The sequence below is a fragment of the Bradyrhizobium sp. STM 3557 genome, assembly GCF_045571465.1.
Taxonomy (GTDB): Bacteria; Pseudomonadota; Alphaproteobacteria; order Rhizobiales; family Xanthobacteraceae; genus Bradyrhizobium.
Genome location: NZ_CP120697.1, coordinates 7423976 through 7450096, shown reverse-complemented (window position 1 = coordinate 7450096; position 26121 = coordinate 7423976). Strand labels below are relative to the sequence as shown.

The following is a 26121-nucleotide window of genomic DNA, read 5'->3' as shown; positions in this document are numbered from 1 at the left end:
CGACGAATCGTAGATCTGGATGCCCCGCTACAAGCTCACCATCGAATATGACGGCGCGCCGTTCTTCGGCTGGCAGCTGCAAGAGAGCCTGCCGTCGGTGCAGGGCGCGTTGGAGGCTGCGGTGCAGGCGACCTGCGGCGTGGCGACACGGGTGCATGGCTCGGGCCGCACCGATGCCGGCGTCCATGCCATCGGTCAGGTCGCGCATTGCGACATCGAGAAACCGTTCCGGCCCGACCGTTTGCGCGACGCGCTGAACGCGCATCTGCGCCCGAATCCGATCGCGGTGCTCGATGCCGAGATCGTGGGCGATGATTTCGATGCGCGTTTCTCGGCGAAGAAGCGGCACTATCGCTATCGCATCGTCAATCACCGCGCCAATCTCGCGCTCGATCGCGGCCGCGTCTGGCGCGTGCCGCAGCGGCTCGATGCTGAGGCGATGCATGTGGCCGCGCAGCGGCTGATCGGCAGGCACGATTTCACCACCTTCCGCGACACCGAGTGCCAGGCGAAATCGCCGGAGAAGACGCTCGATCAGCTCGACGTCCTGCGCGAGGGCGACGCGATCACGGTGCTGACCTCGGCGCGCTCCTATCTGCACAGCCAGGTGCGCTCGATGGTCGGCTCGCTGGTGTGGGTCGGGCAGGGCCGCTGGAGCGCCGACGATCTCGCCGCCGCACTCGCCGCGCGCAACCGCGCCGCCTGCGGCGTCGTCGCCCCGCCGGAGGGGCTGTATCTGGTGCGTGTGGAGTATTGATTCTCGCTGTCGCTCCATCGTCATTGCGAGGAGCGCCAGCGACGAAGCAATCCAGAATAGTTGCTGCAGAAGCATTCTGGATTGCTTCGCTTCGCTCGCAATGACGGCGTCGTAAGAGCGCAGCCTACCCGAAATACCGGTCCAGCATCCCGCGATAGATCTTCGTCAGCGTCTCGATGTCGGCCACCGATGAGCGCTCGTCGACCTGGTGCATGGTCTGGCCGAGCAGGCCGAACTCGATCACCGGGCAGTAGCTGGCGATGAAGCGGGCATCCGAGGTGCCGCCGGTGGTTGATAGTTCAGGCTTGCGGCCGGTCACCTGTGCGATCGCGGCCACCGCTAGGTCAGTGAAGGCACCCGGCTTGGTCAGGAACACCTGCGAGTTCGATGGCAGCCAGTCGATATGGGCGCGGATGCGGTTGCCGCAGGCGGCCTTGAGCCGCTCCTCGACCAGCGCCCGCAGCGACTCCTGCGTATGGCAATCATTGTAGCGGATATTGAATTTCGCCCGCGCCAGCCCCGGGATCACATTGCCGGCGGCGTTGCCGACATCGACGCTGGTGAATTCGAGATTCGACGGCTGGAATTGCGCGCTGCCCTGGTCGAGCGGCTCGTCGCAGAGCGCCACGATCAGGCGGGAGATGTCCGGGATCGGATTGGAGGCGCGGTGCGGATAGGCGACGTGGCCCTGCTTGCCCTCAACGATCAGCGTGCCGGACTGCGAGCCGCGGCGGCCGATCTTGATGCAGTCGCCGATCACCTCCTTGTTGGAGGGCTCGCCGACCACGCAATGATCGAATGTCTCGCCGCGCTCGGCCGCCCATTGCAGCAGCTTCACGGTGCCATTGATCGAAACGTCTTCCTCGTCGCCGGTGATGAGGAACGAGATCGATCCCTTTGGTCTGCCGCCATGATCACAGAGATAATCGAGCACGGCGGCCACGCTGCAGGCGATGCCGCCCTTCATGTCGACCGCGCCGCGGCCATAGAGATAGCCGTCCCTCACCTCGCCGGAAAACGCGCCAAGGCTCCAGGCGCTCTCATCGCCAGGCGGCACCACGTCGGTATGGCCGGCAAAAGTGATGTGCGGCGCCTCAGTGCCGATGCGGGCGTAGAGATTGTCGACGTCGGCGGTGCCGGCTTCCGAGAAGGTGATGCGGTGGGTCGTAAAGCCGGCGTCTTTCAGCAGGCGTTCGAGCACGCCGAGCGCGCCGGCATCGGCCGGCGTCACCGAGGGGCAGCGGATCAGGTCCTGAGCAATGGCGAGGGCATCTGTCATGCCCCCGCTTAACACGCTCATTTGTCAGCGGGCTAGGGCCGCGAGTTCCAGGCGCGCGTCATTTCGCCGCGAGCAGCTGGCATCAGTCCCGCAGCAGCTCGTTGATCGAGGTCTTGGAGCGGGTGCGCTCGTCGACGCGCTTCATGATCACAGCGCAAGCGGTCGAGGGGCCGATCTGGCCGTTCTTCATCGGCTTGCCCGGCAGCGCACCCGGTACCACCACCGAATATTCCGGTACCTCGCCGACGAAAACCTCGCCGGTCTCGCGATCGATGATCTTGGTCGAGGCGCCCAGGAACACGCCCATCGCCAGCACCGCGCCCTTGCGCACGATCACGCCCTCGGCGACTTCCGAGCGCGCGCCGATGAAGCAATCATCCTCGACGATCACGGGCTCGGCCTGCAGCGGCTCCAGCACGCCGCCGATGCCCACCCCGCCGGAGATGTGCACGCGCTTGCCGATCTGGGCGCAGGAGCCGACGGTCGACCAGGTGTCGACCATGGTCGCCTCATCGACATAGGCGCCGAGATTGACGAACGAGGGCATCAGCACGACGTTGCGGGCGATATAGGCCGAGCGGCGCACGATGGCGCCGGGCACGGCGCGGAAGCCGGCCTCGCGAAAACGGTTCTCGCCCCAGCCCTCGAACTTCGACGGCACCTTGTCCCACCACGAGGCCTTGCCCGGGCCGCCGGGGATCGCGCTCATGTCGTTGAGACGGAACGACAGCAGCACCGCCTTCTTCAGCCACTGGTTGACCTTCCACTTGCCGTCAGCCTCGCGCTCGGCCACCCGTGCCTCGCCCTTGTCGAGCAGCTCGAGCGCGCTCTCCACGGCATCGCGAACCTCGCCCTTGGTCGTGGTCGAGACGCCGTCGCGCGCGTCAAAGGCGCTGTTGATGGTGGATTCGAGGGCGGACAGAGACATCGGATGATCCTGGTCTGGCGAGAATGGCGGGGCAAAACGGGCTGGCTTTTTCGGAATTTGGGCCGGCGGAGTCAAGCGCTCTCGGCCGGGACCGCGAGGTCAGCCGTGCACGATCCGCCCGAGGATCGCAACGAGGGCCCCGATCAGCAGCGCGAACCCTGCGAGCGCCTGGGTGGCGAAGCCGGCGCGGCGCTTCTCCGGAGCCTGCGCGTAGGCGTGCAGGTACACGATCCGGCCGGCAATCCAGATGAGGCCGAGCAGCGCGGCAATCGCATCGCTGACATAAATCGCAAACAGCCACAGCGCCGGCAGGAAGATCGGCATCCATTCCAGCATGTTCATATGCGCGCGGAAGACGCGCTCGAAATCAGGATTGCCCGTGGTCGCGGGCGCCTTGATGCCGTATCGGGTGCGGGCCCGCCCGACGCGAAAACTGGCGTAGAACAGGGCTGCGCCGGCGAGCACGGTGACGAGTGCGGTGTAGTGATACATGCGGTCCCCTTGAAAATTGCGGTCCTCAATACCCCGTCAGTTCCAGATAGCCTACCCCGGCGTGGCTGCCCTTGAAGCTGATCGGTCCCTCCCAGTAGGGCACGCTCGTCCCCATCCAAGCTTTCGGGTTGAGCGGCGTGCATTCGATGGCGATCGCGCGCGAGGGCAGCTCGACATGCCAGCTGACCGGCAGTCGATGCCCGCCCATTTCGATGCTGTCCTTCGGCGTCATGACGATGTCGGCAGGGCGGAGCAGTGTGGTGACGCCATCAGGCGCGATCCAGGTGCCGGACGCGTAGTGATGGCCGTCGGTCTGCCGCATCCGGTACAGCATCAGCTTCTCGCCGGAGTCAAAATGCAGGGAGAACCAGTCCCAGCCAGTCTGGTCCGGCGAGAGCGGCTGACTGCTCCATTCGCGGTCGAGCCAGGCCTGGCCGCTGACTTCGACTGGCTTGCCCTCGATCGTGAGCCGACCGTGCGCACGGTAGAACGGCTGGCTGTAGTAATAGGACGCCTGGTTGCGCTCGGATTTCCGGCTGTAGCCTGCCTCGCCCTGCAGGACCACGGGTCGATCGGCTGATAGCTGCAACGCGTAGGAGAAGTCCGCAGCCGCTGCCGTGACCTCGAGCGGCGACAGCGTCTGGTCGTTGCTTTCGCTCGGCGCCGTCATTTGCCAGGCGTCGATCCACGCCTGGAACGGTTTTGCGACCACGCCGGCCTGTCCGACGCCGCCGCGGGCAAACTTCTCGGCCGAGCGATGCGTATCGGCCCGCGTCACCGCGGCATGCGCCATCCAGATCTGCTGGCTCTCCCAGCCCTGACCTTGCGGCCCCGGTCGCGCCGCTTGCCGGAACAACGTCCATTGCAGGCCGTACGCCTGTCCCGCCGCGTCGGTCAGATTGGCGGTGACGTACCACCATTCGATGCGAAAATCCGGATGTGGGCCGTGATCGCCGGGAAAGTCGAAGTGCTTGCCCGGCACCACCTTCGCAAAGCCGTTGCCACTCTCGCCAAGGCCCGCAAAGCCTTGTGCGCGCGCATTGCGCGCGAGGCCGGCGAGCAGGAGGCCACCAGCGAAAGCGCGACGGGAAATTTTCGGCTCAGCGCTCAACGGTGAAGATCCTGACGAGATGGGCCGGCTGCATCCGCGCCAGCCGAATCACCGGCAGCAGTGACGCTGCAAGAGCTGCGAGCACCGCGACCACCAGCAGCTTGACCAGCTCCAGCGGAAACACATGGAACGGCAGCCGCCAGCCGAACGCTTTGACATTGACGATCGCAATCAGGCACCAGGCGACCATTAATCCAAGCGGCAATGCCAGCAGCGAGGTGATCGCCGCGACGGCGAGCGTCTTGAGTAGCTCGATCGCCGCCAGGTGCTGCCGCGTGATGCCGATCGCCCACAGCGGCGCGAGCTGCGGCAGCCGCGAATTGGCGAGTGTCAGTAGACTCGTCAGCAGTGCGATGCCCGCGACGCCAAGCGTGAATGCGTTCAGCGCGCCGGTCACCGCGAAGGTGCGGTTGAAGATCTCGGTCGACTCTCGCTTCACAGTGGCCTGGTCCATCAGGTTACGGCCATCGAGGCCGAATTTGTCAGACAGTGCCGAGATCAGCGTCGGGATGTTGGCGGGATCGGTGCGCACCGCCATTCGCGTCAGCGGCGTCGCCGGGAAGTGCCGCGACAGCGCGGCGACGTTGACCGCGATCTGCCCCTTCGGGTTGCCGTAATCGGCATAGATCCCGACGATGGTGATCGGCCAGTCGCCGCCGGGTGCCGGGATGTCGATGTGATCACCAACGGACAGATTGAGCCGGCGTGACAGCTGCTCGCTGATGAAGCCGGCTTCGCCCCCCACCAGCTGCTTCCACGCATTGGCCTCGGACTGCAGCAATGGCCAGTGGTCGCGATAGGTGGCATGATCAGGCAGGCCGAGCACATCGATCGGCGCTCCGCCGAGTTGGGTCTCAGCGCGGCCACCTAACAGCACAGCCTGCACGTCGCTGCGCGCGCTCAGCCAGTCGCGCACCTCGCGGGCCCGCGCATCGTCGGCGGCGCTGACATAGATGTCGGCGGCGAGCCGGCCGTCGAGCCAGACCAGGAAGGTGCGGCTGAAGGTCTCGACCATGGTGGAGACGCCGACATTGACCGCGAGCGCGAGCAGGAGCGCCATCAGCGCCAATGACAGGCCGGAGATCTGCTGGCGGCTGTCGGCCCAGAACCACAGCGTCAGCGCGCCTCGCGCGCCGCGCTCGCCCCCACGCAGCACCGCCTCCAGGATCGAGGGCAGCAGCAGCGCTGCGCCGATCAGCAAGCTCGCGAGCACGCCGAAACCCGTCAGCAGCGAATGGCCGAACCACAGCAGGCAAGCGGCCACCGCGAACAAACATAGCGCCAGCGCGCCCTGCAGCTTGAGCCAGCGCCGCTGCGCATCCTGCCAGGCATAGGCCTGCGCCGCGCTGAGAATCGGCAGCCGCATCGCCTTGATGAGGCTGGTGGTCGCCGCGGCCAGCGCGCCAGCAATGCTGATGACAAGGCCCGCGACCCACCATGCCGGCTTAAGGCTCAATTCGCCCGGCACCTGCGCGCCATAGAGCCCGCGCAGCGACGCCGCGACATCGGGCAGCAGCGCGGCCGCGATCACATAGCCGCAGACGAGACCGGCAAGCCCGGCGACCAGCGCGAAGCTCACGAGCTCGGTGACCATCACCGCGTTCAATTGCCGGGCCGAGACGCCGCAGGCGCGCAAGGTGCGCAGCACCGGCAGGCGCTGCTCGAAGGCCAGGCCGATCGCCGAATTGACGATGAAGAGGCCGACGACGAACGACAGCAGCCCGAACGCGGTGAGATTGAGATGGAAACTGTCGGTCAGCCGCTCTAGATCGGTCTCCGCCTCGGGCTGCACAAGTTGCAACCGATCGGTGATCGCGTCCAATGGCCGCTGCGGCCCTTGCGGTTTGCCGACCAGCAGCCGCGAGAGTTGATCCGGCCTGCCGAGCAGCGCCTGTGCGATGCCGATATCGACCACCAGCACGCCGGGCGCGAGCTGCGGCTCGGCGTGCAGCGGCGGCAGCGTGCTCTCATTGCTCAGCTGCGGTGCCGCGCCATCCTTGAGGTCAAGCTCGGCGAGCGTCTCCGGGGCGATCAGCGTCTGTCCCGGCGGCGCGACGAAGGCTTCGAGATCGGCGCGGCCGACGCGCGGCGCGTTGCCGACATCGGTGGGCAGCGTCACCGGCTCGATGCCGAGCAGCCGGATCGAATGTCCCTCGATCTGCACGCGGCCCTCGACGACAGGCGATACAGGCCAGCCCGCGCGGCGCAGGTCGACAAACAATTGCTGCGGGAAGCTGCGGCCGTCGCGCGCGACCAGCATCGGCGTGCGCGCACCGCCGAAGATCGCAGCCGCGCGGTCGTAGGAATTGCGCGCCTGCTGGTTCAGCGCCTGCACGCCGCTCCACAGCGCGGTTGCGGAGATCAGCCCGACCAGGAGCGTGGCGAGCTGCATCGGATGGCGCCGCCAATGGCTGAGCAGGACGGCGAGAATCCAGAGCGTGCGGCTCATGCCAGCCGTCCCGCATGGAGGGTGACATGACGGTCAAGCATCGCGGCAAGCCGCGTGCTGTGCGTCACCATCAGGAAGCCGCAGCCGGAGCGCGCGACCAAATCGCGCGTCAGTCCCATCACCTCGTCGGCCGTCGCCTCGTCCAAATTGCCGGTCGGCTCGTCGGCGAGCAGCAGCAGCGGCTTCACGGCAAGGGCGCGGCCGATCGCAACCCGCTGCTGCTGGCCGCCGGAGAGCTGCTCGGGATAGCGCGACAGCAGCCCCGAAAGACCAAGCCGTTCCACCAGCTCGTCGTGCCAGCGGGCGTCGTGGCGACCGGCCAGCCGCGCCTGGAATTTCAGGTTGTCGGCCACAGACAGGCTCGGCACCAGGTTGAATTGCTGGAACACCAGACCGAGGCGATCACGCCGCAATGCCGCCCTGCCGGCATCATCGAGCTTGCCGAGGCGCAAGCCGTCCAAATCGATATCACCACTGTCGGCGGCATCGAGCCCGGCGATCAGGTGCAGCAATGTGCTCTTGCCCGAGCCGGATTCGCCGGTCAGCGCCACACGTTCGCCCGCCGCGACATCGAGATCGACGCCGCGCAGCACGCTGACCGGCTCGCCAGCGGTGCGATAGGTCTTGGTCAGGTTGCGAATAACAAGCACGATCGGTCCGCCATGATGCTGTGCGGCATATAGCAAGCCCGCAGCGCAAGATCACGGCCTCGCTACGATCATCGCAACGACTTCGTTGCGATGATCGTAGCGACTTCGTTGCGTCGGCCGCCTCATTCCGCAGGCAGGAGAAAAGCCTTGTTGCCTGGGTCGTCGGACCACGGGTACCATGATCCGACGCCCGTCCCGCGGACGGCCTTTGAGAACAAGAACGGGGAGGAACATGGCCGTGCAGACCACGTCGGAAAGCGGGCAACAAACTCCGAAAGGCGCCTGGAGGATTGTAGCGCTGCTGTTCCTGCTGATGCTGGTGAACTTCGCCGACAAGATCGTGGTCGGGCTCGCCGGCGTGCCGATCATGAAAGAGCTTGAGCTGACGCCGGAACAGTTCGGCCTGCTCGGCTCGTCGTTCTTCCTGCTGTTCTCGATCTCCGCCATTGCGGTCGGCTTCGTGGTCAATCGCATCAAAACGCGCTGGGTGCTGCTGGTGCTCGCGCTGATCTGGGCACTGGCGCAGTTCCCGATGGTCGGCACTGTCAGTCTGACGACGCTGATGGTGTGCCGTATCATTCTCGGGGCAGGCGAGGGGCCGGCCGCGTCTGTCGCCATTCATGCCGTCTACAAATGGTTCCCGGACGAGAAGCGCGGCTTGCCGACCGCGATCCTGTCGCAAGGGGCTGCTTTCGGCGTCATCGTCGCGGTGCCGGCCCTGAACGCCGTCATCGTCCATTATGGCTGGCACTACGCGTTCGGCGCGCTCGGCCTGGTCGGGCTGCTGTGGGTCGCGGCCTGGCTGTTGCTCGGCGAGGAGGGGCCGATCGCAGATGTCGAGGCCATCACGGCGCGGGAGGCACGCGTGCCGTACGCCCAACTGCTGCTGTCACGCACCTTCATCGGCTGCATCGCGGCGAGTTTCGGTGCCTATTGGGCGCTGTCGCTCGGCCTGACCTGGTTCACCTCGTTCCTGGTCGCTGGGCTCGGCCTCAGCCAGCAGCAAGCCGGCTTCGTTTCGGTGCTGCCGTGGGTGTTCGGCGCGGCGATCGTGCTGCTGACCGGCTGGCTGTCGCAAGCGATGATGGCGCGGGGCATCTCGACCCGCATCGCGCGCGGCGTGCTCGGCGCGGCGCCGCTGGCCGTCGGCGGCCTGATCCTGGCGCTGATGCCCTATGGTAGCAGCCCCGCCATGCAGATTGCGCTCCTCGTCGCCGGAACGGGGCTCAGCGGCGCGATCTATGTGGTGTGCCCGTTGATGATCGGCGAGTTCACGCCGGTCGCGCAGCGCGGCGCCGTGATGGCGATTTATGGCGCGATCTACACCCTGGCCGGCATCATCGCGCCGAACGTGATGGGCAAGGTGGTGCAGGACGCAGGCAGCGTGCTCGACGGCTACCTGCAGGGCTTCACCATCAACGCCGTCATCCTCGTCATCTCTGGTCTGCTCGGCCTGTTGCTGTTGTGGCCGAACACCGAGCGCGCGCGCCTGCTGGCGCATCGGGACGAGACGGCGCCGGAATTTGCGTAAGCGTCAGAACAAAGACCGTCGTCCCGGGCAAGTCTGACGGCGCGTGAGCGCCGTCGGGCGCCGACCCGGGACCCATAATACCGGTAGTCATGTCGGCGGCAAGCGGAAGCTCCAGCCTTCGCAATAATCGGCTGCGGTGTTTATGTGTCCCTGGTCTGCGCTTCGCTTGCCCGGGACGACATCCCATTTGTAGAGGCAGCGCGGATATCAATTCACCGCCTGCGCACCTCTGATCAGCCGTCCCGGCCGCGCGCCGGTGGCCTGGCCGCCGCGGCGCGTCACCCTGCCTGCGACGATGGTCGCATCATAGCCGTCGACCTCCTGCATCAGGCGGCGGCCGCCGACCGGCAGGTCGTAATGCACCTTCGGCGGATGCAGATGCAGCCGGTCATAGTCGATCACATTGACATCGGCCTTGTAGCCCGGCGCCAGTAGGCCGCGGTCTTCGAGGCCAACGGATAGCGCCGTCTTGCGCGACTGCGCGGCGACGACGAACGGGATCGACAGCCTGTTGCCGCGGCTGCGATCGCGCGTCCAGTGCGTGAGCAGATAGGTCGGGAAGCTGGCGTCGCAGATGATGCCGCAATGCGCGCCGCCGTCGCTCAGGCCCGGCACGCTGCGGGGATCGCGCAGCATCTCGTAGGTGGCGTCGAGATTGCCGTCGGAATAATTCAGGAACGGCACGTAGAGCATGCCCCGCCCATGGCCTGACAGCATCGCGTCATAGGCCAGTTCCTCCGGCTTGCAACCACGTGCGCGGGCCTGTGCACCGAGCGTCTTCTCCGGCGGCTGCTCATAGTCAGGGGGATCGCCGAGCAGATACATCTTGTCGTAGTTCGGCTTGAAGAACAGCGGATCGTCGGTGGTGGTCGCGCTCTCGCTCAGGATCGCATCACGTACCTCGCTCTGCTGCAGCCGCGCCACGCGCTCATTGAGCGGCAGATGTGCGATGGCGCGGTAGCTCGGATGAGTCTGGAACGGGTTGCGCGACAGCTCGAGGCCGAGCAGCAGTCCGACCGGGCGCGCCGGAATCTGCGCGGTGATCGACAGCCCGCGCGCGGCGGCCTCGTTGATCTCGGCCAGCGTCTGCCGCCAGCGCTCCGGCGCCTTGTCGTTCTGCGTCACGGAGAACGAGATCGGGCAATTCGTACTCTCCGCCACCCGTAGCATCATCGGCAGGTCTTCATGAAGGGTTGAGAGGTCGAGCACGAATTGCAGCACGCTGCGTCCCGCGCCATGCATCGCGCCGGCGATCGCGGTCAGCTCATCCTCGCCGGCCTTGAGCGTCGGCGTGTAGTCGCCGGTCGAGGTGCGATGGTTGAGCGTACGCGACGTCGAGAACCCCAGCGCGCCTGATCGCACCGCATCGCCTGCGAGCGATGCCATCGCGCGGTTGTCTTCCGCGGTGGCCGGATCTCGTCGCGCGCCGCGCTCGCCCATCACATAGACGCGCAGGGCCGCGTGCGGCAGTTGGGCGCCGATGTCCATGTCGAAATGTCGCTTCGACAGCCAGTCCATGTAGTCCGGAAAGCTCTCCCATTCCCAGGGAATGCCGGCCTCGAGCACCGGCTCGGGAATATCCTCGACGCCCTCCATCAGCTGGATCAGACGCTGGTGATCGGCCGGTCGGCACGGCGCAAAGCCAACGCCACAATTGCCCATGATAGCCGTGGTGACGCCGTTCTGCGATGACGGCGTAATATCGTGGCTCCAGGTCACCTGGCCGTCGTAATGGGTGTGGACGTCGACGAAGCCCGGCGTGACCAGCTTGCCCTTGGCTTCGATCTCCTCAAAGCCCCTGGCGGACACCTTGCCCACCTGTGTGATACGGCCATCCTTGATCGCGACATCGGCCTCGTAGAGATCGTTGCCCGTGCCGTCGGCGAGCGTGCCGCCGCGGATCACGAGATCCGGCTGGTCCGTCATGGCGCATCTTCCCGTTATTGTTCTGTCCGGACATCATCGGCCCAAGGGCGATGATGTCAACATGCAGGGAATGATGAGCTGAGATGCCGCTGTGAGGACACAAACGAGTTAGTCATCGATCTGTTGCGCAGAAATCGGTGCACCCTCTCCCCTTGTGGGAGAGGGTGGATCGCCGGCGCGGAAGCGGCGGCGAGCCGGGTGAGGGGTCTCTATCCGCGGAGACAGACCCCTCACCCGGTTTCTCCCTTCGTGAGAAACCACCCTCTCCCACTGCCGACGACGGCTTCGCCGTCGCGACGAGGGGAGAGGGTGCATCGAGTCCGCGGTGATAGTTGATTGCGTGAATCAGGTAAGCTTACGCCGCACTCTCTGCCTTCGTCGGGCGCCCGGTGAAGAAGGTCAGCACGATCGTCAGCAGCATGAAGATGACGGAGGCGCCAAACAGCCAGCGCGGCGCGCTGGCGTCCATGATCCAGCCGAACAACAACGGACTGATGATGCCGGCGAAGTTGAAGCCGGTGGAGACCAGGCCGAAGGCGCGGCCCGCGGCGCCGGCCGGCGCGGCGTTGCGCACCATCATGTCGCGTGACGGCGCGATCACGCCGCTGAGGAAGCCCGCGGCCGTTAGCAGCGCGGTCAGCAGCAGCGTCGGCGGCGTCAGGAACGTAGTGGCCAGCATCAGCACCGTATTGATGGCGAAGCTGATCGCGGCCACCAGACCGTGATGGCTGATCCGGTCGGCGAGCACGCCGCCGGCCAGCACGCCCACCGCGCTCGCGCCGAGGAACGCGGTGAGCGCGATATTGGCTTCGGAGAAGGAGACGCTGTAGCCGTTCATCAGCGCCACCACGCCGAAGCTCGCAATGCCTGAACTGGAGAGGCTGAGCAGCATGAAGAACACCGTCAGCATGATCAGCGCCGGCGTCAGCAGGCTCGACTTCGGCGGTTTGGCGCCATCCTCATGGTGATGATGCGGGGGCACTTCGGGCACGTTGCCGATCACCTGCAGCAGCGCTGCGGCCGGGCCGACGAGGCCGGCTGCGATCAGCGCGCCGAACCCTCCGACCCACGTCACCAGCGCGGCCATGATGGCGGGCGCCACCGCGCCGCCGAGATAGCCGGCAAACGTATGGACGCCAAAGGCGCGGCCCATGCGTGCTTCCTCCATATGCGCTGCGAGCAGCGCATAGTCGGACGGATGGTAGACCGCGTTGGCGACGCCCAGGAGCACGGCGCAGGCGATCAGGCTGCCGTAGCTGAGATGCAGGCCGAGCATGACCAACGACAGGCCGCCGAGCGTCAGCCCGACCAGCAGGATCCGCCGCGCCCCGGCGTGGTCGACGACATAGCCGACCGGCGTCTGCACCAGCGCCGACACCACCGCAAACACCGTCATCGCAAAACCGAGCTCAACATAGCCGGTGCCGAGCTGTGTTTTAAGGAACGGGAACAGCATCGGCAGCACCAGCATGTGGAAATGGCTGACCCAGTGCGCGAGCGAGATCAGTGACAACGTCCGCAGCGAAGACGCGGCTTTCGCCGAAGCTTGCGTATGTTGCGATGCAATGAGAGCGTCAGCCATATCAAATCCGATTCACGTTCGGCGCGCAGCCTGATCCTGATGTCCTGAGCTTTTGGGGGCTTGCGATGCCGGGATCAGCGTCGTCCCGAGCGATCAGTGCGCGACAAACCGCCACACTACTGGAATGTGGTTCATTGTCCACGAACGCAGCCGCATGGCACCTGCGCGTGAGAACCGCGCTCAAGTGCCTGTGAGCTCGCACCGTTTCCGCACACGCGGTGTCGTCTCGGCGAACCGAGCTGGAGTACGAGTTGCTTCCGCAACAATGGTGTCGTCCCCGCGAACGCGGGGATCCATAACCACTCCCATTCGTGTGGAGACGCGCTGTAGCTCCAGCGTGCTTGCACACGACTGGCGGTGTTTATGGATCCCGGGTCGCGCTCGCTCCGCTTCCGCCTTCGCCCTTTGAGCTACGGCGGACAAGCGCTTGCCCGGGACGACGGTCGAGATTGCCGCGGACTGATTGCGTAGAACTACCGCCCCATCACAGGGCCGCCGGCTTTCTTCCAGGCATCGATGCCGCCTTCGATATGGGCGGCGTTGGTGAGGCCCGCCTCCTGCGCTGCCTTCACCGCCATCGCCGAGCGCTCGCCATAGGCGCAGAAGAACACGATGCGGCGGCCGGTGGCGGCGGCGACCTCGCGCAGCATGCCGCCAGGCTCCAAATTCTCGTCGATCGCGGGGTAGGGCGCATGCAGCGCGCCCGGCAGCGTGCCGTGCTTGGCGCGCTCCGAGGTCTCGCGCAGATCGACCAGCAGCACATCGGGACGGCCGAGACATTCGATCGCCTGCCGAGCCGAGAGCGACAGCCCCTGCTTGGCCAGTTCGTCCTGATGCAGTCCGACGCGCATGTTGGCCGGCACCGCGACATCCATCATCTTCGGATTGGGCAGGTTCAGATTGGCCATCAACGTCACGTACTCGTCGACCGAGCGCACCTGCAGGCGCGGATTGTAGCGCCGCTCTTCGCCGATGGTGGAGACCGTGTCGCCCTTGTAGTCGTGCGCGGGATAGACCAGCGTTTCATCGGGCAGTTTCAGCAGGCGGTTGAAGATCGAATCATATTGCGCGCGGGAATCGCCATTCTGGAAATCGGTGCGGCCGGTGCCGCGGATCAACAGCGTGTCGCCGGTGAAGACGCGGTCGCCCATCAGGAAGCTGTAGGAATCATCGGTGTGTCCCGGCGTGTACATCACATCCAGGCTGATGCCCTCGATGCCGACCTTGTCGCCTTCAGACACCCGCATCGCGACGACGTCGGCCTTGCTCTGCTCGCCCATGATGGTCATGCAATGGGTGCGATCGCGCAGGGCTCCAAGCGCGGTGACGTGATCGGCATGCAGATGAGTGTCGACAGCCTTGACCAGCTTCAGGTCGAGCTCGCGCAAGAGCTGGCAGTAGCGGTCGACCTTCTCCAGCACGGGATCGATGATCAGTGCCTCGCCGCCGGCGCGGCTCGCCAGGATGTAGCTGTAGGTGCCGGAGACGCTGTCGAACAATTGACGGAAGATCATCGGCCCATTCCTATCAATCGCATTTGTCGGAAACGGTTGTGCATCAACAAAGCCGGTGCGCCCTCTCTCCCGTCGAAGCCGTCGTCGGCAGTGGGAGAGGGTGGATCGCCGGCGCGGAACGCGACGGCGAGCCGGGTGAGGGGTCTGTCACCGCGAAGAGAAACCCCTCACCCGCCTCGCTTCGCTCGACACCCTCTTCCACAAGGGCAGAGGGTGCAGGAGAACGTTTCGATTGCTCGCCGTCTTTATCAGAAAATATTATTCTACAAAATCGGAGCGTGTCGAGCAATCAAATGCTGTTGCTGAGGCGTGAGCCCCCGTGACCCTCGAACTGCGGCTGGACAGCGCGTGGCGCCCTAAGACGGCTCGGCAAGGCCTGGATTGCCGTCGACGCCGCTCAGCAGCACGTCGTGGACGCCGCCGGTCGGCGTGCCGCGCGCACGTAAGTGGTCCGCAACCACGTCCCACACCGGCTTGCCGGCCTGCGGGTTCATCGATGCCCAGCCGGCCACCTTGTAGCGCTTTTCAGCCGCAAGCGGATGGCCGTTGTCGCGCGTCAGCTCCGTGATGCGCCGCCCAATGCTTTCACCCGGCGCGCAGCGATAGGACAGCCCGCCGACACGCACCATATCGCCGCCCTGCTGCAGATAGGGATCGGCGTTGAACAGGTTGTCGCAGACATCCTCCAGCACGGTCTTGATGTCGGCGCCGCTCATCTCCTGGACGTAGGTTTCGGGATAGGTGATGGCGGTCTGCGCCAGCACGTCCTCCATCGTCACCGGCTGGCCGGCGAGCACGCTGGTGCCCCAGCGGAAGCCCGGCGACAGCGCGATCTCGGTGTCGAGCTCGCTGCGCAGCGCGGCGCAGATCAGGTCATCCATCGAGCCGGCGAAATTGCCGCGGCGGTAGAGCAGGTGCTCGGCGGACGCCAGCTTGTCGTTCCAGGCTGCGACCTGTGGCTGCTGCATCTGGTCGATCAGGGTCAGCATCGCGGTATCCGGCTTCAACAGCTCGGAGAACACCGGGAGCAGGCGGTAGCGCACGTCGGTGACGTGGCTCTTGGCAATCTCGAGATCGAGGACCCCTAAGAATTTCCCGTTCGAGCCGGCATTGGTGACGAGCGTGGTGCCCTTGGCGTTCCTGACCGCGACGGGCTGCGGCACTGCGTCATGGGTATGGCCGCCAAGGATCACGTCGATGCCGGTGACCCGGCTTGCGAGCTTGAGGTCGACATCCATGCCGTTATGCGACAGCAGGATCACCGCGTCGGCCTTCTTGGCGCGCAGCTCGTCGACCAGCGACTGCAGCTCGGCCTCGCGAATGCCGAACGTCCAGTCCGGCGTGAAGCGCTTCGGGTGGGCGATCGGCACGTAAGGAAAGGCCTGCCCGATCACGGCCACACGCGCGCCGCCGATCTCCTTGACAGTAGCGGGCTTGAAGACGCGCCCCGAAGCGGGGTCGAACGCCTTCGCATCGTTGAACGCGGCCTCCTCGGTCAGGAACACGTTCTGCGCCAGGAACTCGCCCTTGAAGCGCGCGAGATTGCTGCGCAGATCGGTCTCGCCATAGGTGAATTCCCAATGGCCGGTCATCGCCTCGATGCCGAGCAGGTTCGCGGCATCGACCATGTCGGCGCCGCGTGTCAGGTGGGTGAGGCCGGTGCCCTGCCAGAGATCGCCGCCGTCGACCAGCAGCGAGCGGTGCTCGCCGACATCGGCGCGCAGCTTGTCGATCAAGGTTTTCAGATGGGCGAAGCCGCCGAGCCGGCCGAAGCGCGGCGCCGACTTCTCGAAATCGATCGAGGTGAAGGCATAGGCGTCGGCGCTGTCGGCGCGAATGCCGTAGCGGTCGAGGAAAGCGCGGCCGACCAGATGCGGCGGCTTGCCCCACATCTCGCCGACGCCGAGATTGACGCTGGGCTCGCGGAAATAGACCGGCCGCAGTTGCGCATGCGTGTCGGTCAGATGCAGGATGCGCGCATTGCCGAAGCGCTCGACGTCGTAGAGGCTCGCGGTATCGGCTGCACGCGCAGTGCGGATCAGCGCGGGCGTCGCCAGCGCCGCCGCTGTCATTGCAAGGAAATCCCGGCGACGGATCGTCATCGCGCTGCCTCGGCCGCCGACAAGATTAGCGGATTTCCAGATCCTTCCACCGTTCCTTTTCCGAGGTCGCCTGGAAAATCGACGCCTTGGCAAGCGCCTCCGCCTCCTGCGCCGACTTGACCGCCTGGTCGAAATTGCCGGCCTCCGCGGCCTTCTTGGCAGCGGCGAGTGCAGCTTCGGTCGTGGTCCATTGGTTACGCAGCCGTCCCGCATCCTTCTCGGCGCTGTCGGCCGCGGCGAATGCCGCCTTGAAGTCGGCCTCGGAGGCAGCGCGCGCGGGCATCGCGGCTGCAACGACGATGATTGCGGCAAACATGATCTTTTTCATGGCTATGCTGCGGCGCTCACTCATGGCCGCGCTCCCGGCCCGGAGATGGGCAGGCCGTTCGAGACATAGGACAGATAATATTCGAGGTCGCGATATTCCTCGGATTGCGGTTCCAGCGGCACGCCGCGGATCTGGCTGTTGCAGGTGGTGAAGCGGCGGCTGATCGTGCCCATGCCGCTCCATTCCGAGCGGTAGATCGGCATCGCGTTCAGGATGCCGAGCGCCGGCGCCAAAATCTCGGCGCGGATGCGCTCGCCCGGGCTCTGCACATGGCAGCTCGCGCAGGAAAAGTTGAGCTGGCCGCGGCGGGTGTAGAAATATTCCTTGCCTTTCTCGAAGGCCTCAAGCGCGCGCGGATCGTTCGGGATCTTGATGTCGAACGGCTTGCCGCGCGACGTATAGGCCATGTACGCCGTCAGCGACGCCATCTCGTCCTTGACGTAGGAATAGGGCGTCTCGCCATTGGCTTCGCGGCACTTGTTCAGCGCAAGCTCCAAGGTGACGACCTTGCCCTCCTTCTCGTCGAAATAAGGGTAATTCTGGCGCACGCCGATGCCGCCATTCGCAAAGCAGTCGGCATAGGTCTTGCCGTTCTTGAACGGGGTTGAGAACATCTCCTTGCCGGCCTCGAGCGCGAATTCGTAAGGCGGGAACTGCTCCTTCTCCTCCCACTGCTTTCGCATGTCCTCGTTCATCGAGTAGGGACCGTTGACGAAGTCCTCGAACTTCACCTTCGGGAACTTCTTGACGAAGAAATCCTGGAACGCCTTCGCCTCGTGAGCGGGATCGACCGTGTCGGCCGCCGGCGCTGCGGAGGTCACCGCGGCGAGCGCCAGCGCGGCAGAGATAAAGGAGAGAGCAGAGCGCGGGCGCATATCACTGGATCTCTTATTGGATCTTTGCCGTCAGGCTGTCGGTCGCGCCCTTGTTGTCGACCCAGCTCACCTTGATCTCATCACCCTTGGCCGCGCCCTTGAAGGCGAACTTGACGTAGGGGTCCTTGGAAACCGCGGTGCCCCAGTCGGCCAGGAACACGGTCTTGCCCTTGTGCTCGAAAGAGAGCTGCTGAATGTAATGCGCCGGGATCAGCTCACCCTTCGAATCCTTGACGAGGCCGGTGTCCATCGGATGCTGGATCAGGGTCTGCACGTCGGTGGTGTCGCCGTTCAGGATGGCGCGGACGCGTATGCTCGATGCCATTGTCTTACTCCCTAAAGATGATTAGCCGCCGCAGCCGCCGACGGTGACCTTGACCTCTTTGGTGGCGCTGTAGAGCTTGCCGCCGGCTTCCACCAGCGCTGTCACCTTCGACGTCTTGGCCATCTTCAGCCGGTTGGCGACCGCGGGCACGGTGCCCTCGGGAATTTTGTAGGAGGCGGCCAGCGCGAACGGGTTCTCGCTGACCACAAAGGAGATCGAGGTCACGTCTGGCAGCGTTGTCGTCACCGAGATCGGCACCACGCCGCCATTCTCGGCGATCTCCGGCGCGTCGAGCTTGATCTTGTCGGAGGCCTCATGATCCTTGCCATAGAGCGCCTTGATCGCGTCCGCGGCGTTCTTTTGCTTGAACGCATCATCAGGATATTTATCGTTGGCGGCGAGCGCCGGCCACGGGCCGAGCGTGGCATGGCCGAGCCCGACCAGCGCAACCGCACTGGCGCCCTTGATGATCAGGCGGCGCGTCACCGAAGGGCCGAGGGTGGCGGTCATCTTTGCTGTCTCCAGAAAAAGAATCAGAGGGTCTGCAGGAAATCGACGACCGCGTTGATTTCCTGCTCGGTCAGGATGCGGTTGCGCCCGAACGGCGGCATCACCGTCTGCGGGTTGCGCTTGGTCTCGTCGGTGACGATCGCCATCAACTCGGCGCGATCATATTTACTCGCGAGCCCCTCGAGCTTCGGGCCGATGCTGCCGGGCAGGTCGCCGCCCTTGATCACATGGCAGGTCAGGCAATTGCCCTTGCCGCGGTCGAAAGCAAGCTTCTGGCCCTCGCTGGCTGCGGACTGCGCCCGTGCCGAGCCGGTGCAGGCTAGGCCAGTGCATGCAACGAGCGATAGCCCGAGAACCAGGGCCGATATCGAGACAGATGGTGCGGGCAAGGTGGGTTCCGAATTGTCGGCGAGCCGTCGAATTATAGGGACTCGGAAGCATAAAGGCCACCGATCCGCAATTGCGCCGTGCAGGACGGGTTAACATCTGCCGCATGGCAGGGATGCCATAGCAGGTTCGTGTCGCTATTTTCGGCCTTTCGGCAAAATTTTGCCATTGGCGGCCCGCCGGGTTAAAGCCCTTCGACAGGAGAGCGGCATGGCAGAATACGTCGTCGAATTCGGCAAGGATGGACGTCCGGCGGAGCCGGACGGGCGGCTCGACGCGGCGGCCTTTCACCGCAACCATCAGCCGATCTGGGCGGTCCTCTCGCGCCTGCTCGCAGGGCGGTCCGGCGATGTGTTGGAGGCCGGCAGCGGCACCGGCCAGCACGTGGTGCATTTTGCATCGCACACGCCCGATCTCACCTGGTGGCCGAGCGATCTCAACGAGCAGCACCTGAAGAGCATCGCGGCCTGGCGCGCGCATGCGGGCCTATCGAACATCCGCGCGCCGCATCTCATCGACCTCTCCGATCCCGACTGGTTCGCAAAGCTGCAGCAGGCGGGCGGGCCCAGCGAGCTCACCGCGATCTTCTGCGCCAACGTCGTCCACATCGCACCGTGGTCGGTTGCGGAGGGCCTGTTCGCCGGCGCCGGGCGCGCGCTCAAGCCTGGCGGGCTCTTGACGCTCTATGGTCCGTTCAAGCGCGAGGGCAAGCACACCGCGGTCAGCAACGCGGTGTTCGATACGTCCCTGCGCGAAGGCAATCCAGACTGGGGCGTGCGCGACATCGCCGATCTCAACGAGCTCGCGGTGCGCGCCGGCCTCACCTTGCGCGACACGGTCGAGATGCCCGCCAACAACATGATTCTCGTGTTCGGCCGGGCGGACTGACGCGCTGGATAGAAATCCCGATGATCGACCTCACCGCAACCGACGAGATCTCCGACGACGCGCGGGCGCGCCGCAACGTGGCGCGGCTCGCCGCGGCGCAGGCGCTGACGGGGGCCAATTCGGCCGTCATCTTCGCCACCGGCGCGATCGTCGGGGCCACCATCGCGCCCGACGTCTCCTTCGCCACCGTGCCGATCTCGATGTATGTGGTCGGCCTTGCCGCGGGCACCTTGCCGACCGGCGCGATCTCGCGCCGCTATGGCCGCCGCGTGGCCTTCATCATCGGCACCGGCTGCGGGGCGCTCACCGGCCTGCTCGGCTCATGGGCGATCCTGCACGGCTCCTTCTGGCTGTTCTGTGTCGCGACCTTCCTGGGCGGGCTCTATGGCGCGGTGGCGCAATCCTACCGCTTCGCCGCCGCCGACGGTGCCAGCGCCGCGTTCCGGCCGAAGGCGGTGTCCTGGGTGATGGCGGGCGGCATCTTTGCCGGCCTGCTTGGTCCGCAACTCGTGCAGTGGACCATGGGCATCTGGCAGCCTTATCTGTTTGCCTTCAGCTATCTGGTGCAGGCGGCGGTGGCCGTGATCGCGATGGCGATTCTGGCCGGCGTCGACCTGCCGAAGCCCGCGGCCGCAGATCTGCACGCCGGCCGCCCGCTGCTCGATATCGTGTGCCAGCCGCGCTTCGTTGCGGCGGCGCTGTGTGGTGCCATCGCCTATCCGGTGATGAACCTGGTGATGACCTCGGCGCCGCTGGCGATGAAGATGTGCGGGCTCACGGTGTCCGACTCGAATTTCGGCCTGCAATGGCACATCGTCGCGATGTACGGGCCGAGCTTCTTCACCGGCTCGCTGATCGCACGGTTCGGCGCGCCCGCGATCGTCGCGCTGGGCCTCGCCCTCGAGGCGGTCGCGGCGATGATCGGGCTCTCCGGTCTCACCGCGCCGCATTTCTGGGCCACATTGATTGTGCTCGGCATGGGCTGGAATTTCGGCTTCGTCCGCGCCTCCGCGCTGGTGCTGGAGACCCATACGGCGGCCGAGCGCAACAAGGTGCAGGCCTTCAACGATTTCCTGGTGTTCGGCATGATGGCGATCGGCTCGTTCTCGTCGGGGCAGTTGCTCGCCAATTTCGGCTGGTCGGCGGTGAACCTCGTGGTGTTCCCGCCGGTTGCGCTCGGGCTCGCGGTGCTCGCGCTCGCCTGGCACGCCAAACGCCGCGCCGCGCGGCTTGACGTGTTGCCTGAATTGCCGGAACCGATGTGATCGGGGATGCTTCGGTCGGCATCGAACCGTATGCCTTATTGGAAGTGCTAGCCGTCACCATATTGCGACAACGGCGGTGCACCCTCTCCCCTTGTGGGAGAGGGTGGATTCGATGCGAAGCATCGAAGCCGGGTGAGGGGTCTGTCTCCGCGGATGCAGACCTCTCACCCGGCGCGCATTTCGCTCCGCTCATGCGCGCCACCCTCTCCCACAAGGGGAGAGCGTACAGCGAGCGAGTGGCGATATGAGCGCAAACAACGAGATCCGGAAATGGACGCCACCACGCATCCTCCGCCTGACGAGACCTCGCTCCGCTACGAGGGTTGGCGCATCGTCGCGGTCTGTTTCCTGGTCGCGACCTTCGGCTGGGGCCTCGGCTTCTACGGCCAGAGCGTTTATCTCGCCGAGCTGCGGCGCATCCATGGCTGGCCGGCCTCGCTGATCTCGGCCGGAACCACCTTCTTCTATCTGTTCGGCGCGCTGATCGTGGTCTTCGTTGCAGAGGCGATGCGCGCCTTTGGCCCGCGCAAATGCCTGATTGCCGGTCTGCTCGCGATGGCCTGCGCGGCGGTCGCGCTCGGCCAGGTGCGCGCGCTGTGGCAGCTTTACCTGGCCGACGCGCTGCTCGCCTTCGGCTGGGCTGGCACGAGTCTCGCCATGATCACCAATACCGTCAGCCTGTGGTTCGAACAGCGGCGCGGCATGGCGATCAGCCTGGCGCTGAACGGCGCGAGCTTCGGCGGCATCGCCGGCGTGCCGCTGCTCGTGCTCGCCATCGGTCATCTCGGCTTTGCGATGACAATGACCGCGGTGGCGCTGCTGATCGTTGGGCTGGTGATTCCGGTCGTCGCGTTCAGCGTCGGCCGGCCGCCGCTGCAAGGCGCGGGACCCAAGATGGTGCTGGCGTCCGCGCAGCAGATCCGCAAGGACGCATTGCGCGATATCGCGTTCCTGTCGATCGCGATTGCTTTTGCGCTGGTGCTGTTCGCGCAGGTCGGCTTCATCGTGCACCTGATCGCCTTCCTCGATCCCATGATCGGCCGCGCGCCTGCGGCGCTCGCGCTGTCGCTGCTGACCATCATGGCGATGGCTGGCCGGGTGCTGTTCTCGGCTGTGATCGACCGCTTCGATCAGCGCCTCGCCTCGGCGCTGTCCTTCGCGAGCCAGGCGCTCGCGCTCGCCATCATCATCAATTCGCGCAGCGAGGCCCTGCTGATCGGCGCCTGCGTGGTATTCGGCTTCTCGATCGGCAATCTGATCACGCTGCCGTCCTTGATCGTGCAGCGCGAGTTCGATGCCAGCAGCTTTGGCGTGCTGATCAGCCTGATCACCGCTATCACGCAAGTCACCTACGCGTTCGGACCCGGCGTGGTCGGCGCCTTGCGCGACCTATCCGGCAGCTACACGCTGCCATTCTATGGCTGTATCGCGCTGCAACTGATTGCAGCGACGCTGATCATGGTGCGGGGACGGCCGCAGCGCCGGTTGACAGTATCTGATTGAAGGAGGCTCCATCCGCGGGCGCCTCCACCTCTCCCCAGCGGGGAGAAGTCGCGCCGTCAGGCGCGGGTGAGGGGGTGCTGCTCTCTCGATAGACCGTAACCCCTCACCCGATATGCTCGCGCTGCTCGCATATCGACCTCTCCCGATGGGAGAGGTGAACCTTCAATGCTGCTACGCCGAGACTCATCCGATAAGATTCACTTTAACTCCGAAGTCTCGCCCTCCGGCAGGCCGAACTCGAACGTGTTTAAGGTCATCGACACCATCGTGTAGTAGCCGCAGAGGCCGATGATCTCGACCACGCCGCGCTCGCCGAGCAGTGCGATCGCCTCGTCATAGAGACCCTGCGCGAGGCCATGCCCCTCGTGTAGCGACTTGGCGACGTCGTAGATCATCGCAGCCTTCGGATCGTCGAATGCGGGCGTCCGGCGGTCGCGGATGTCGTCGATGATCTTCTCGTCCAGCCCGCCCTTCAGTGCTAAGCGCTTGTGCGCCCACCATTCGTAATGCGCGGTCCAGTGTGGATTTAGCCGAACATGCTTTATGCGAGCTCGCATCAGCTCATCAGATCCCGACGCGTGCGGCCGACGATCATTCCGTGACCATCCTCCGAGACGGCGCTGCGCACCTCCTCCGGACGAGGAGCTTTTGCGCGGTTGGCTCTCAAACCCTCATGGTGAGGAGGCGCCTGAAAGCGCCGTCTCGAACCGTGAGGGCCCTGAGCTAACAGACGATCCGGCGATCGTGCATGACGATACCGATCATCAGCAGCGTAGGTACCTCATTGATAAGGCGATAGAATTTCTGACTGCGCGTGTTGCGGTCGGCAGCGAAATCCTTCATCCAGCGGGTGCGCGCCGTGACCAGGATCGCGATCTCCGACAGTTTTGGCGGGAACATCGTGTTGAAGCGGAGCTGCTCGCCGAGTCGGGTCGCGTGGCGCGCCATGTCAGGACTGTTGAGCCAAGCCATCATCGGCGCCGGCGCCGAGCCGCGCTTGCCCGCGACCGCCTCGTCATAGATGGCCTTCTGGTCCGGGCTCATTCCGTCCGGCGAAAGCAGCTTGATGCGCATGGCGTTTCCTCACCCTGTTTTCGTTCATCGACATTGAATTTCGTAGGTAGCTGAGGTTACCTCAGTCTCAAGCAATATCGACACCGGAAACGCGGGAGGCGGCCCATGGCCGATCTGGACAAATTTCGCAGCGAGACACGCGCCTGGCTGGAGGCCAACTGCCCGCCAGAGATGCGCACGCCGATGACCTCCGAGGAGGACACCTTCTGGGGCGGCCGCAACGCCAAGTTCTCGTCGGAGCCGCAGCGCATCTGGTTCGAGCGCATGCGCGACAAGGGCTGGACCGTGCCGCATTGGCCAAAAGAATATGGCGGCGGCGGGCTCGATGGCGAGGAGGCCAAGATCGTGCGCCAGGAGATGGCGGCGATCGGCGCGCGGCCGCCGCTGACCTCGTTCGGCATCTCCATGCTGGGGCCGGCGCTGCTGAAATACGGCACCGACGAACAGAAGAAGGAGCACCTGCCGAAGATCACGGCGGGGCTGATCCGCTGGTGCCAGGGCTATTCCGAGCCGAACGCGGGCTCCGATCTCGCTTCGCTGCAGACGCGCGCCGAGAGTGATGGTGATGATTACATCATCAACGGCCAGAAGATCTGGACCTCCTACGCCAATTACGCTGACTGGATCTTCTGCCTGGTCCGCACGGACCCCGCGGCGAAGAAGCATGACGGCATCAGCTTCATCCTGTTCGACATGGCCTCACCGGGCGTATCGACCCGGCCGATCCTGCTCATCTCCGGCCGCTCGCCGTTCTGCGAGACCTTCTTCGACAATGTCCGCGTGCCGAAGTCGCATGTCGTGGGCCAGGTCAATCGCGGCTGGGACGTTGCGAAATACCTGCTGCAGCACGAGCGCGCGATGATCTCCGGCATGGGCGAGCGCGGCGTCGGTCGCCCCTTGGGCCAGATCGCCGCCGACTCGATCGGCACCGACGCGCAAGGGCGGCTCGATGATGCGAACTTGCGCGCGCAAATCGCGAGCTTCGAGGTGGATGAAGCGGCGCTCGCCGCCGCGGCCGAGCGTATGGTCGATCTCGCCAAAGCCGGCCAGGCGCATCCGGCGTTCTCCTCGGCGATGAAATATTATGGCACCGAGCTCAACAAGCGCCGCTACGAGATCTTGATGTCGGCAGGCGGCATCGACGCGCTGGAATGGGAGAGCAAGCGCTCCCGCGAGGGCGCGAGGGCGCGCGCCTGGCTGCGCACCAAGGCGAACTCGATCGAAGGCGGCACGTCCGAGGTGATGCTCGGCATCGTCGCCAAGCGCATCCTGGATCTGCCGGGGGCGTAGTTTCTCGTCCGTCATTCCGGGCTCGCCCTACCGGCACCCCGGAATGACGATCACAATGTAGACTGAGCACGTTGTTCGAGAACTGGAATCGTCCATGCCTCTCCTCCTCACCGAAGAACAATCCATGCTGCGCGACAGCGCGCGCGGGCTGATCAGCGACAAGGCACCGGTGGCGCACTTACGCAAGCTGCGCGACGACCGCGATGCAGTCGGCTTTTCTCGCGAACTGTGGGCGACCTTTGCCGAGATGGGCTTTGCCGGCCTGCTCATTCCGGAGGAGCATGGCGGCAGCGGGCTCGGCGCCGTCGAGGCCGGCGTCGTCATGGAAGAGATCGGCCGCACCTTGATGCCCTCGCCATTCCTTGCGACCTCGGTGCTATCAGCGTCAGCGCTGACGCGCGGCGGTTCTGCCGCGCAGAAGTCGGAGCATCTGCCGAAGATCGCCACCGGCTCGCTGCTTGCTGCGCTCGCAATCGACGAGGGCACAAAACATCGTCCGCTGAACATCGCGATGCAGGCCGTTCGCTCCGGCAACGGTTTCAAACTCAACGGCGCCAAGGCGCTGGTGGTCGACGGCCATGTTGCGAATCTCCTGATCGTGGCCGCACGCAGCGCCGGCGCGGCCGGCGAGCGCGAGGGGTTCACGCTGTTCCTGGTCGATCCCAAAGCCAAGGGCGTCGCCGTCGAGCGCACGGTGATGGTCGATGCGCACAACGCGGCGCGCATCAGCTTCGACAATGTCGAGGTTGACGCCGACCACGTGCTCGGCGAGATCGACAATGGCTACGCTCTGCTCGATGGCGTGCTCGATCTCGGCCGGGGCGCGGTCGCCTCGGAAATGGTGGGCCTGAGCGAGGAGGTGTTCGGCCGCACCGTCAGCTATCTCAAGGAGCGCAAGCAGTTCGGCAAAGCGATCGGCGAATTCCAGGCGCTGCAGCACCGCGCCGCGCAGCTCTATATCGAGATCGAGATCACCCGCGCCGCGGTGCTCAAGGCGCTGCAGGCGATCGACACCAATGCACCGAATGCCGCCTCAAGTGTCGCGGTCGCCAAGGCCCGCGCCGGCACGTCGGCCACCCGCGCGGTGCAGGAAGGCGTGCAGATGCATGGCGGCATGGGCATGACCGACCAGTTCGACATCGGCTTCTTCATGAAGCGCGCGCGGGTCTGCGAGGAGCTGCTCGGCGACGCCAACTATCACGCCGACCAGCTGGCGCGGATGCGGGGTTATTAGGGCATCGTATCCAAGCTCTCAACTGTCGTCCCGGGCAAGCGAAGCGCAGACCCGGGACCCATAACCACCGATACCAGCGTTGTGCCGCGCTGGAGCTACATCTCGCTTCTTCGCCGATTGC

General features: G+C 65.3%; 22 protein-coding genes and 2 pseudogenes. 7 read left to right on the top strand and 17 right to left on the bottom strand.

The genetic code is table 11. The features are described from left to right. Positions 1-19: 19 nt before the first annotated feature. Positions 20-757 (top strand): tRNA pseudouridine(38-40) synthase TruA, encoded by a 738-nt coding sequence (gene truA / locus P6U24_RS34480; protein WP_407156837.1) that lies wholly within the window; start codon positions 20-22, stop codon positions 755-757. 124 nt (positions 758-881) lie between these two features. Here the strand turns inward: truA and dapE are convergent, their stop codons facing one another. The 6 genes from dapE to P6U24_RS34450 form a co-directional block, all read right to left on the bottom strand. Then, the gene (gene dapE / locus P6U24_RS34475) at positions 882-2036 is read right to left on the bottom strand and encodes a succinyl-diaminopimelate desuccinylase (protein WP_407156836.1); all 1155 of its coding nucleotides are present in this window, start codon (positions 2034-2036) and stop codon (positions 882-884) included. A gap of 82 nt (positions 2037-2118) precedes the next feature. Beyond that, on the bottom strand, positions 2119-2964 hold the full coding sequence (gene dapD, locus P6U24_RS34470) for a 2,3,4,5-tetrahydropyridine-2,6-dicarboxylate N-succinyltransferase (protein ID WP_407156835.1): 846 nt from the start codon (positions 2962-2964) through the stop codon (positions 2119-2121). A gap of 99 nt (positions 2965-3063) precedes the next feature. Next, positions 3064-3456: an MAPEG family protein gene (locus P6U24_RS34465; protein WP_407156834.1), complete on the bottom strand. Its 393-nt coding sequence runs from the start codon at positions 3454-3456 to the stop codon at positions 3064-3066. A 25-nt stretch (positions 3457-3481) separates the two neighbouring features. Continuing rightward, positions 3482-4567, bottom strand: coding sequence for a lipocalin-like domain-containing protein (locus P6U24_RS34460; RefSeq protein ID WP_407156833.1), 1086 nt, complete (start codon positions 4565-4567; stop codon positions 3482-3484). Beyond that, positions 4557-7016, bottom strand: coding sequence for an FtsX-like permease family protein (locus tag P6U24_RS34455; protein WP_407156832.1), 2460 nt, complete (start codon positions 7014-7016; stop codon positions 4557-4559). Before P6U24_RS34455 ends, P6U24_RS34460 begins: the two co-directional genes overlap by 11 nt. Next, positions 7013-7666, bottom strand: a complete 654-nt coding sequence (locus P6U24_RS34450; protein WP_407156831.1) for an ABC transporter ATP-binding protein — start codon at positions 7664-7666, stop codon at positions 7013-7015. Before P6U24_RS34450 ends, P6U24_RS34455 begins: the two co-directional genes overlap by 4 nt. A gap of 232 nt (positions 7667-7898) precedes the next feature. On the opposite strand from P6U24_RS34450, the gene P6U24_RS34445 reads away from it, so the two are divergent. Further along, positions 7899-9197, top strand: coding sequence for an MFS transporter (locus P6U24_RS34445; protein ID WP_407156830.1), 1299 nt, complete (start codon positions 7899-7901; stop codon positions 9195-9197). A gap of 207 nt (positions 9198-9404) precedes the next feature. On the opposite strand, the gene P6U24_RS34440 is transcribed toward P6U24_RS34445, so the two are convergent. The 9 genes from P6U24_RS34440 to soxX all read right to left on the bottom strand — a co-directional run bounded on the left by P6U24_RS34440 (position 9405) and on the right by soxX (position 18727). Next, positions 9405-11123 carry an amidohydrolase family protein gene (locus P6U24_RS34440; RefSeq protein WP_407156829.1) on the bottom strand — a complete coding sequence of 573 codons (1719 nt, stop codon included), beginning with the start codon at positions 11121-11123 and terminating at the stop codon, positions 9405-9407. A 355-nt stretch (positions 11124-11478) separates the two neighbouring features. Then, positions 11479-12705 carry an MFS transporter gene (locus P6U24_RS34435; protein WP_407156828.1) on the bottom strand — a complete coding sequence of 409 codons (1227 nt, stop codon included), beginning with the start codon at positions 12703-12705 and terminating at the stop codon, positions 11479-11481. Between the two features lie 473 nt (positions 12706-13178). Then, a complete protein-coding gene (locus P6U24_RS34430; RefSeq protein ID WP_407156827.1) occupies positions 13179-14219 on the bottom strand; it encodes an MBL fold metallo-hydrolase in 1041 nt (346 codons plus the stop codon). A gap of 356 nt (positions 14220-14575) precedes the next feature. Continuing rightward, the gene (gene soxB, locus P6U24_RS34425; RefSeq protein ID WP_407156826.1) at positions 14576-16321 is read right to left on the bottom strand and encodes a thiosulfohydrolase SoxB; all 1746 of its coding nucleotides are present in this window, start codon (positions 16319-16321) and stop codon (positions 14576-14578) included. A 25-nt stretch (positions 16322-16346) separates the two neighbouring features. Continuing rightward, positions 16347-16649 carry a hypothetical protein gene (locus P6U24_RS34420; RefSeq protein WP_407160694.1) on the bottom strand — a complete coding sequence of 101 codons (303 nt, stop codon included), beginning with the start codon at positions 16647-16649 and terminating at the stop codon, positions 16347-16349. Between the two features lie 20 nt (positions 16650-16669). Next, complete coding sequence (gene soxA, locus P6U24_RS34415; protein ID WP_407156825.1) at positions 16670-17524, bottom strand: sulfur oxidation c-type cytochrome SoxA; 855 nt, start codon at positions 17522-17524, stop codon at positions 16670-16672. 13 nt (positions 17525-17537) lie between these two features. Further along, positions 17538-17849: a thiosulfate oxidation carrier complex protein SoxZ gene (gene soxZ, locus P6U24_RS34410; protein WP_407156824.1), complete on the bottom strand. Its 312-nt coding sequence runs from the start codon at positions 17847-17849 to the stop codon at positions 17538-17540. A 21-nt stretch (positions 17850-17870) separates the two neighbouring features. Beyond that, positions 17871-18359, bottom strand: coding sequence for a thiosulfate oxidation carrier protein SoxY (soxY, locus tag P6U24_RS34405; protein WP_407156823.1), 489 nt, complete (start codon positions 18357-18359; stop codon positions 17871-17873). A 23-nt stretch (positions 18360-18382) separates the two neighbouring features. Beyond that, positions 18383-18727, bottom strand: a complete 345-nt coding sequence (soxX, locus tag P6U24_RS34400) for a sulfur oxidation c-type cytochrome SoxX (RefSeq protein WP_407160693.1) — start codon at positions 18725-18727, stop codon at positions 18383-18385. Between the two features lie 229 nt (positions 18728-18956). On the opposite strand from soxX, the gene P6U24_RS34395 reads away from it, so the two are divergent. The 3 genes from P6U24_RS34395 (at position 18957) to P6U24_RS34385 (ending at position 22402) form a co-directional block, all read left to right on the top strand. Next, positions 18957-19634, top strand: a complete 678-nt coding sequence (locus P6U24_RS34395; RefSeq protein ID WP_407156822.1) for a DUF938 domain-containing protein — start codon at positions 18957-18959, stop codon at positions 19632-19634. 20 nt (positions 19635-19654) lie between these two features. Beyond that, positions 19655-20899 (top strand): MFS transporter, encoded by a 1245-nt coding sequence (locus tag P6U24_RS34390; protein WP_407156821.1) that lies wholly within the window; start codon positions 19655-19657, stop codon positions 20897-20899. 270 nt (positions 20900-21169) lie between these two features. After that, positions 21170-22402 carry an MFS transporter gene (locus tag P6U24_RS34385; RefSeq protein ID WP_407156820.1) on the top strand — a complete coding sequence of 411 codons (1233 nt, stop codon included), beginning with the start codon at positions 21170-21172 and terminating at the stop codon, positions 22400-22402. A 197-nt stretch (positions 22403-22599) separates the two neighbouring features. Here the strand turns inward: P6U24_RS34385 and P6U24_RS34380 are convergent. Next, a pseudogene (locus P6U24_RS34380) lies at positions 22600-22923 on the bottom strand (carboxymuconolactone decarboxylase family protein); the annotation flags it as partial. A gap of 202 nt (positions 22924-23125) precedes the next feature. After that, positions 23126-23254, bottom strand: a pseudogene (locus P6U24_RS34375) (CopD family protein); the annotation flags it as partial. Between the two features lie 327 nt (positions 23255-23581). On the opposite strand from P6U24_RS34375, the gene P6U24_RS34370 reads away from it, so the two are divergent. After that, a complete protein-coding gene (locus P6U24_RS34370; protein ID WP_407156819.1) occupies positions 23582-24766 on the top strand; it encodes an acyl-CoA dehydrogenase family protein in 1185 nt (394 codons plus the stop codon). A gap of 94 nt (positions 24767-24860) precedes the next feature. Beyond that, on the top strand, positions 24861-26000 hold the full coding sequence (locus P6U24_RS34365) for an acyl-CoA dehydrogenase family protein (RefSeq protein WP_407156818.1): 1140 nt from the start codon (positions 24861-24863) through the stop codon (positions 25998-26000). Positions 26001-26121: the final 121 nt, after the last annotated feature.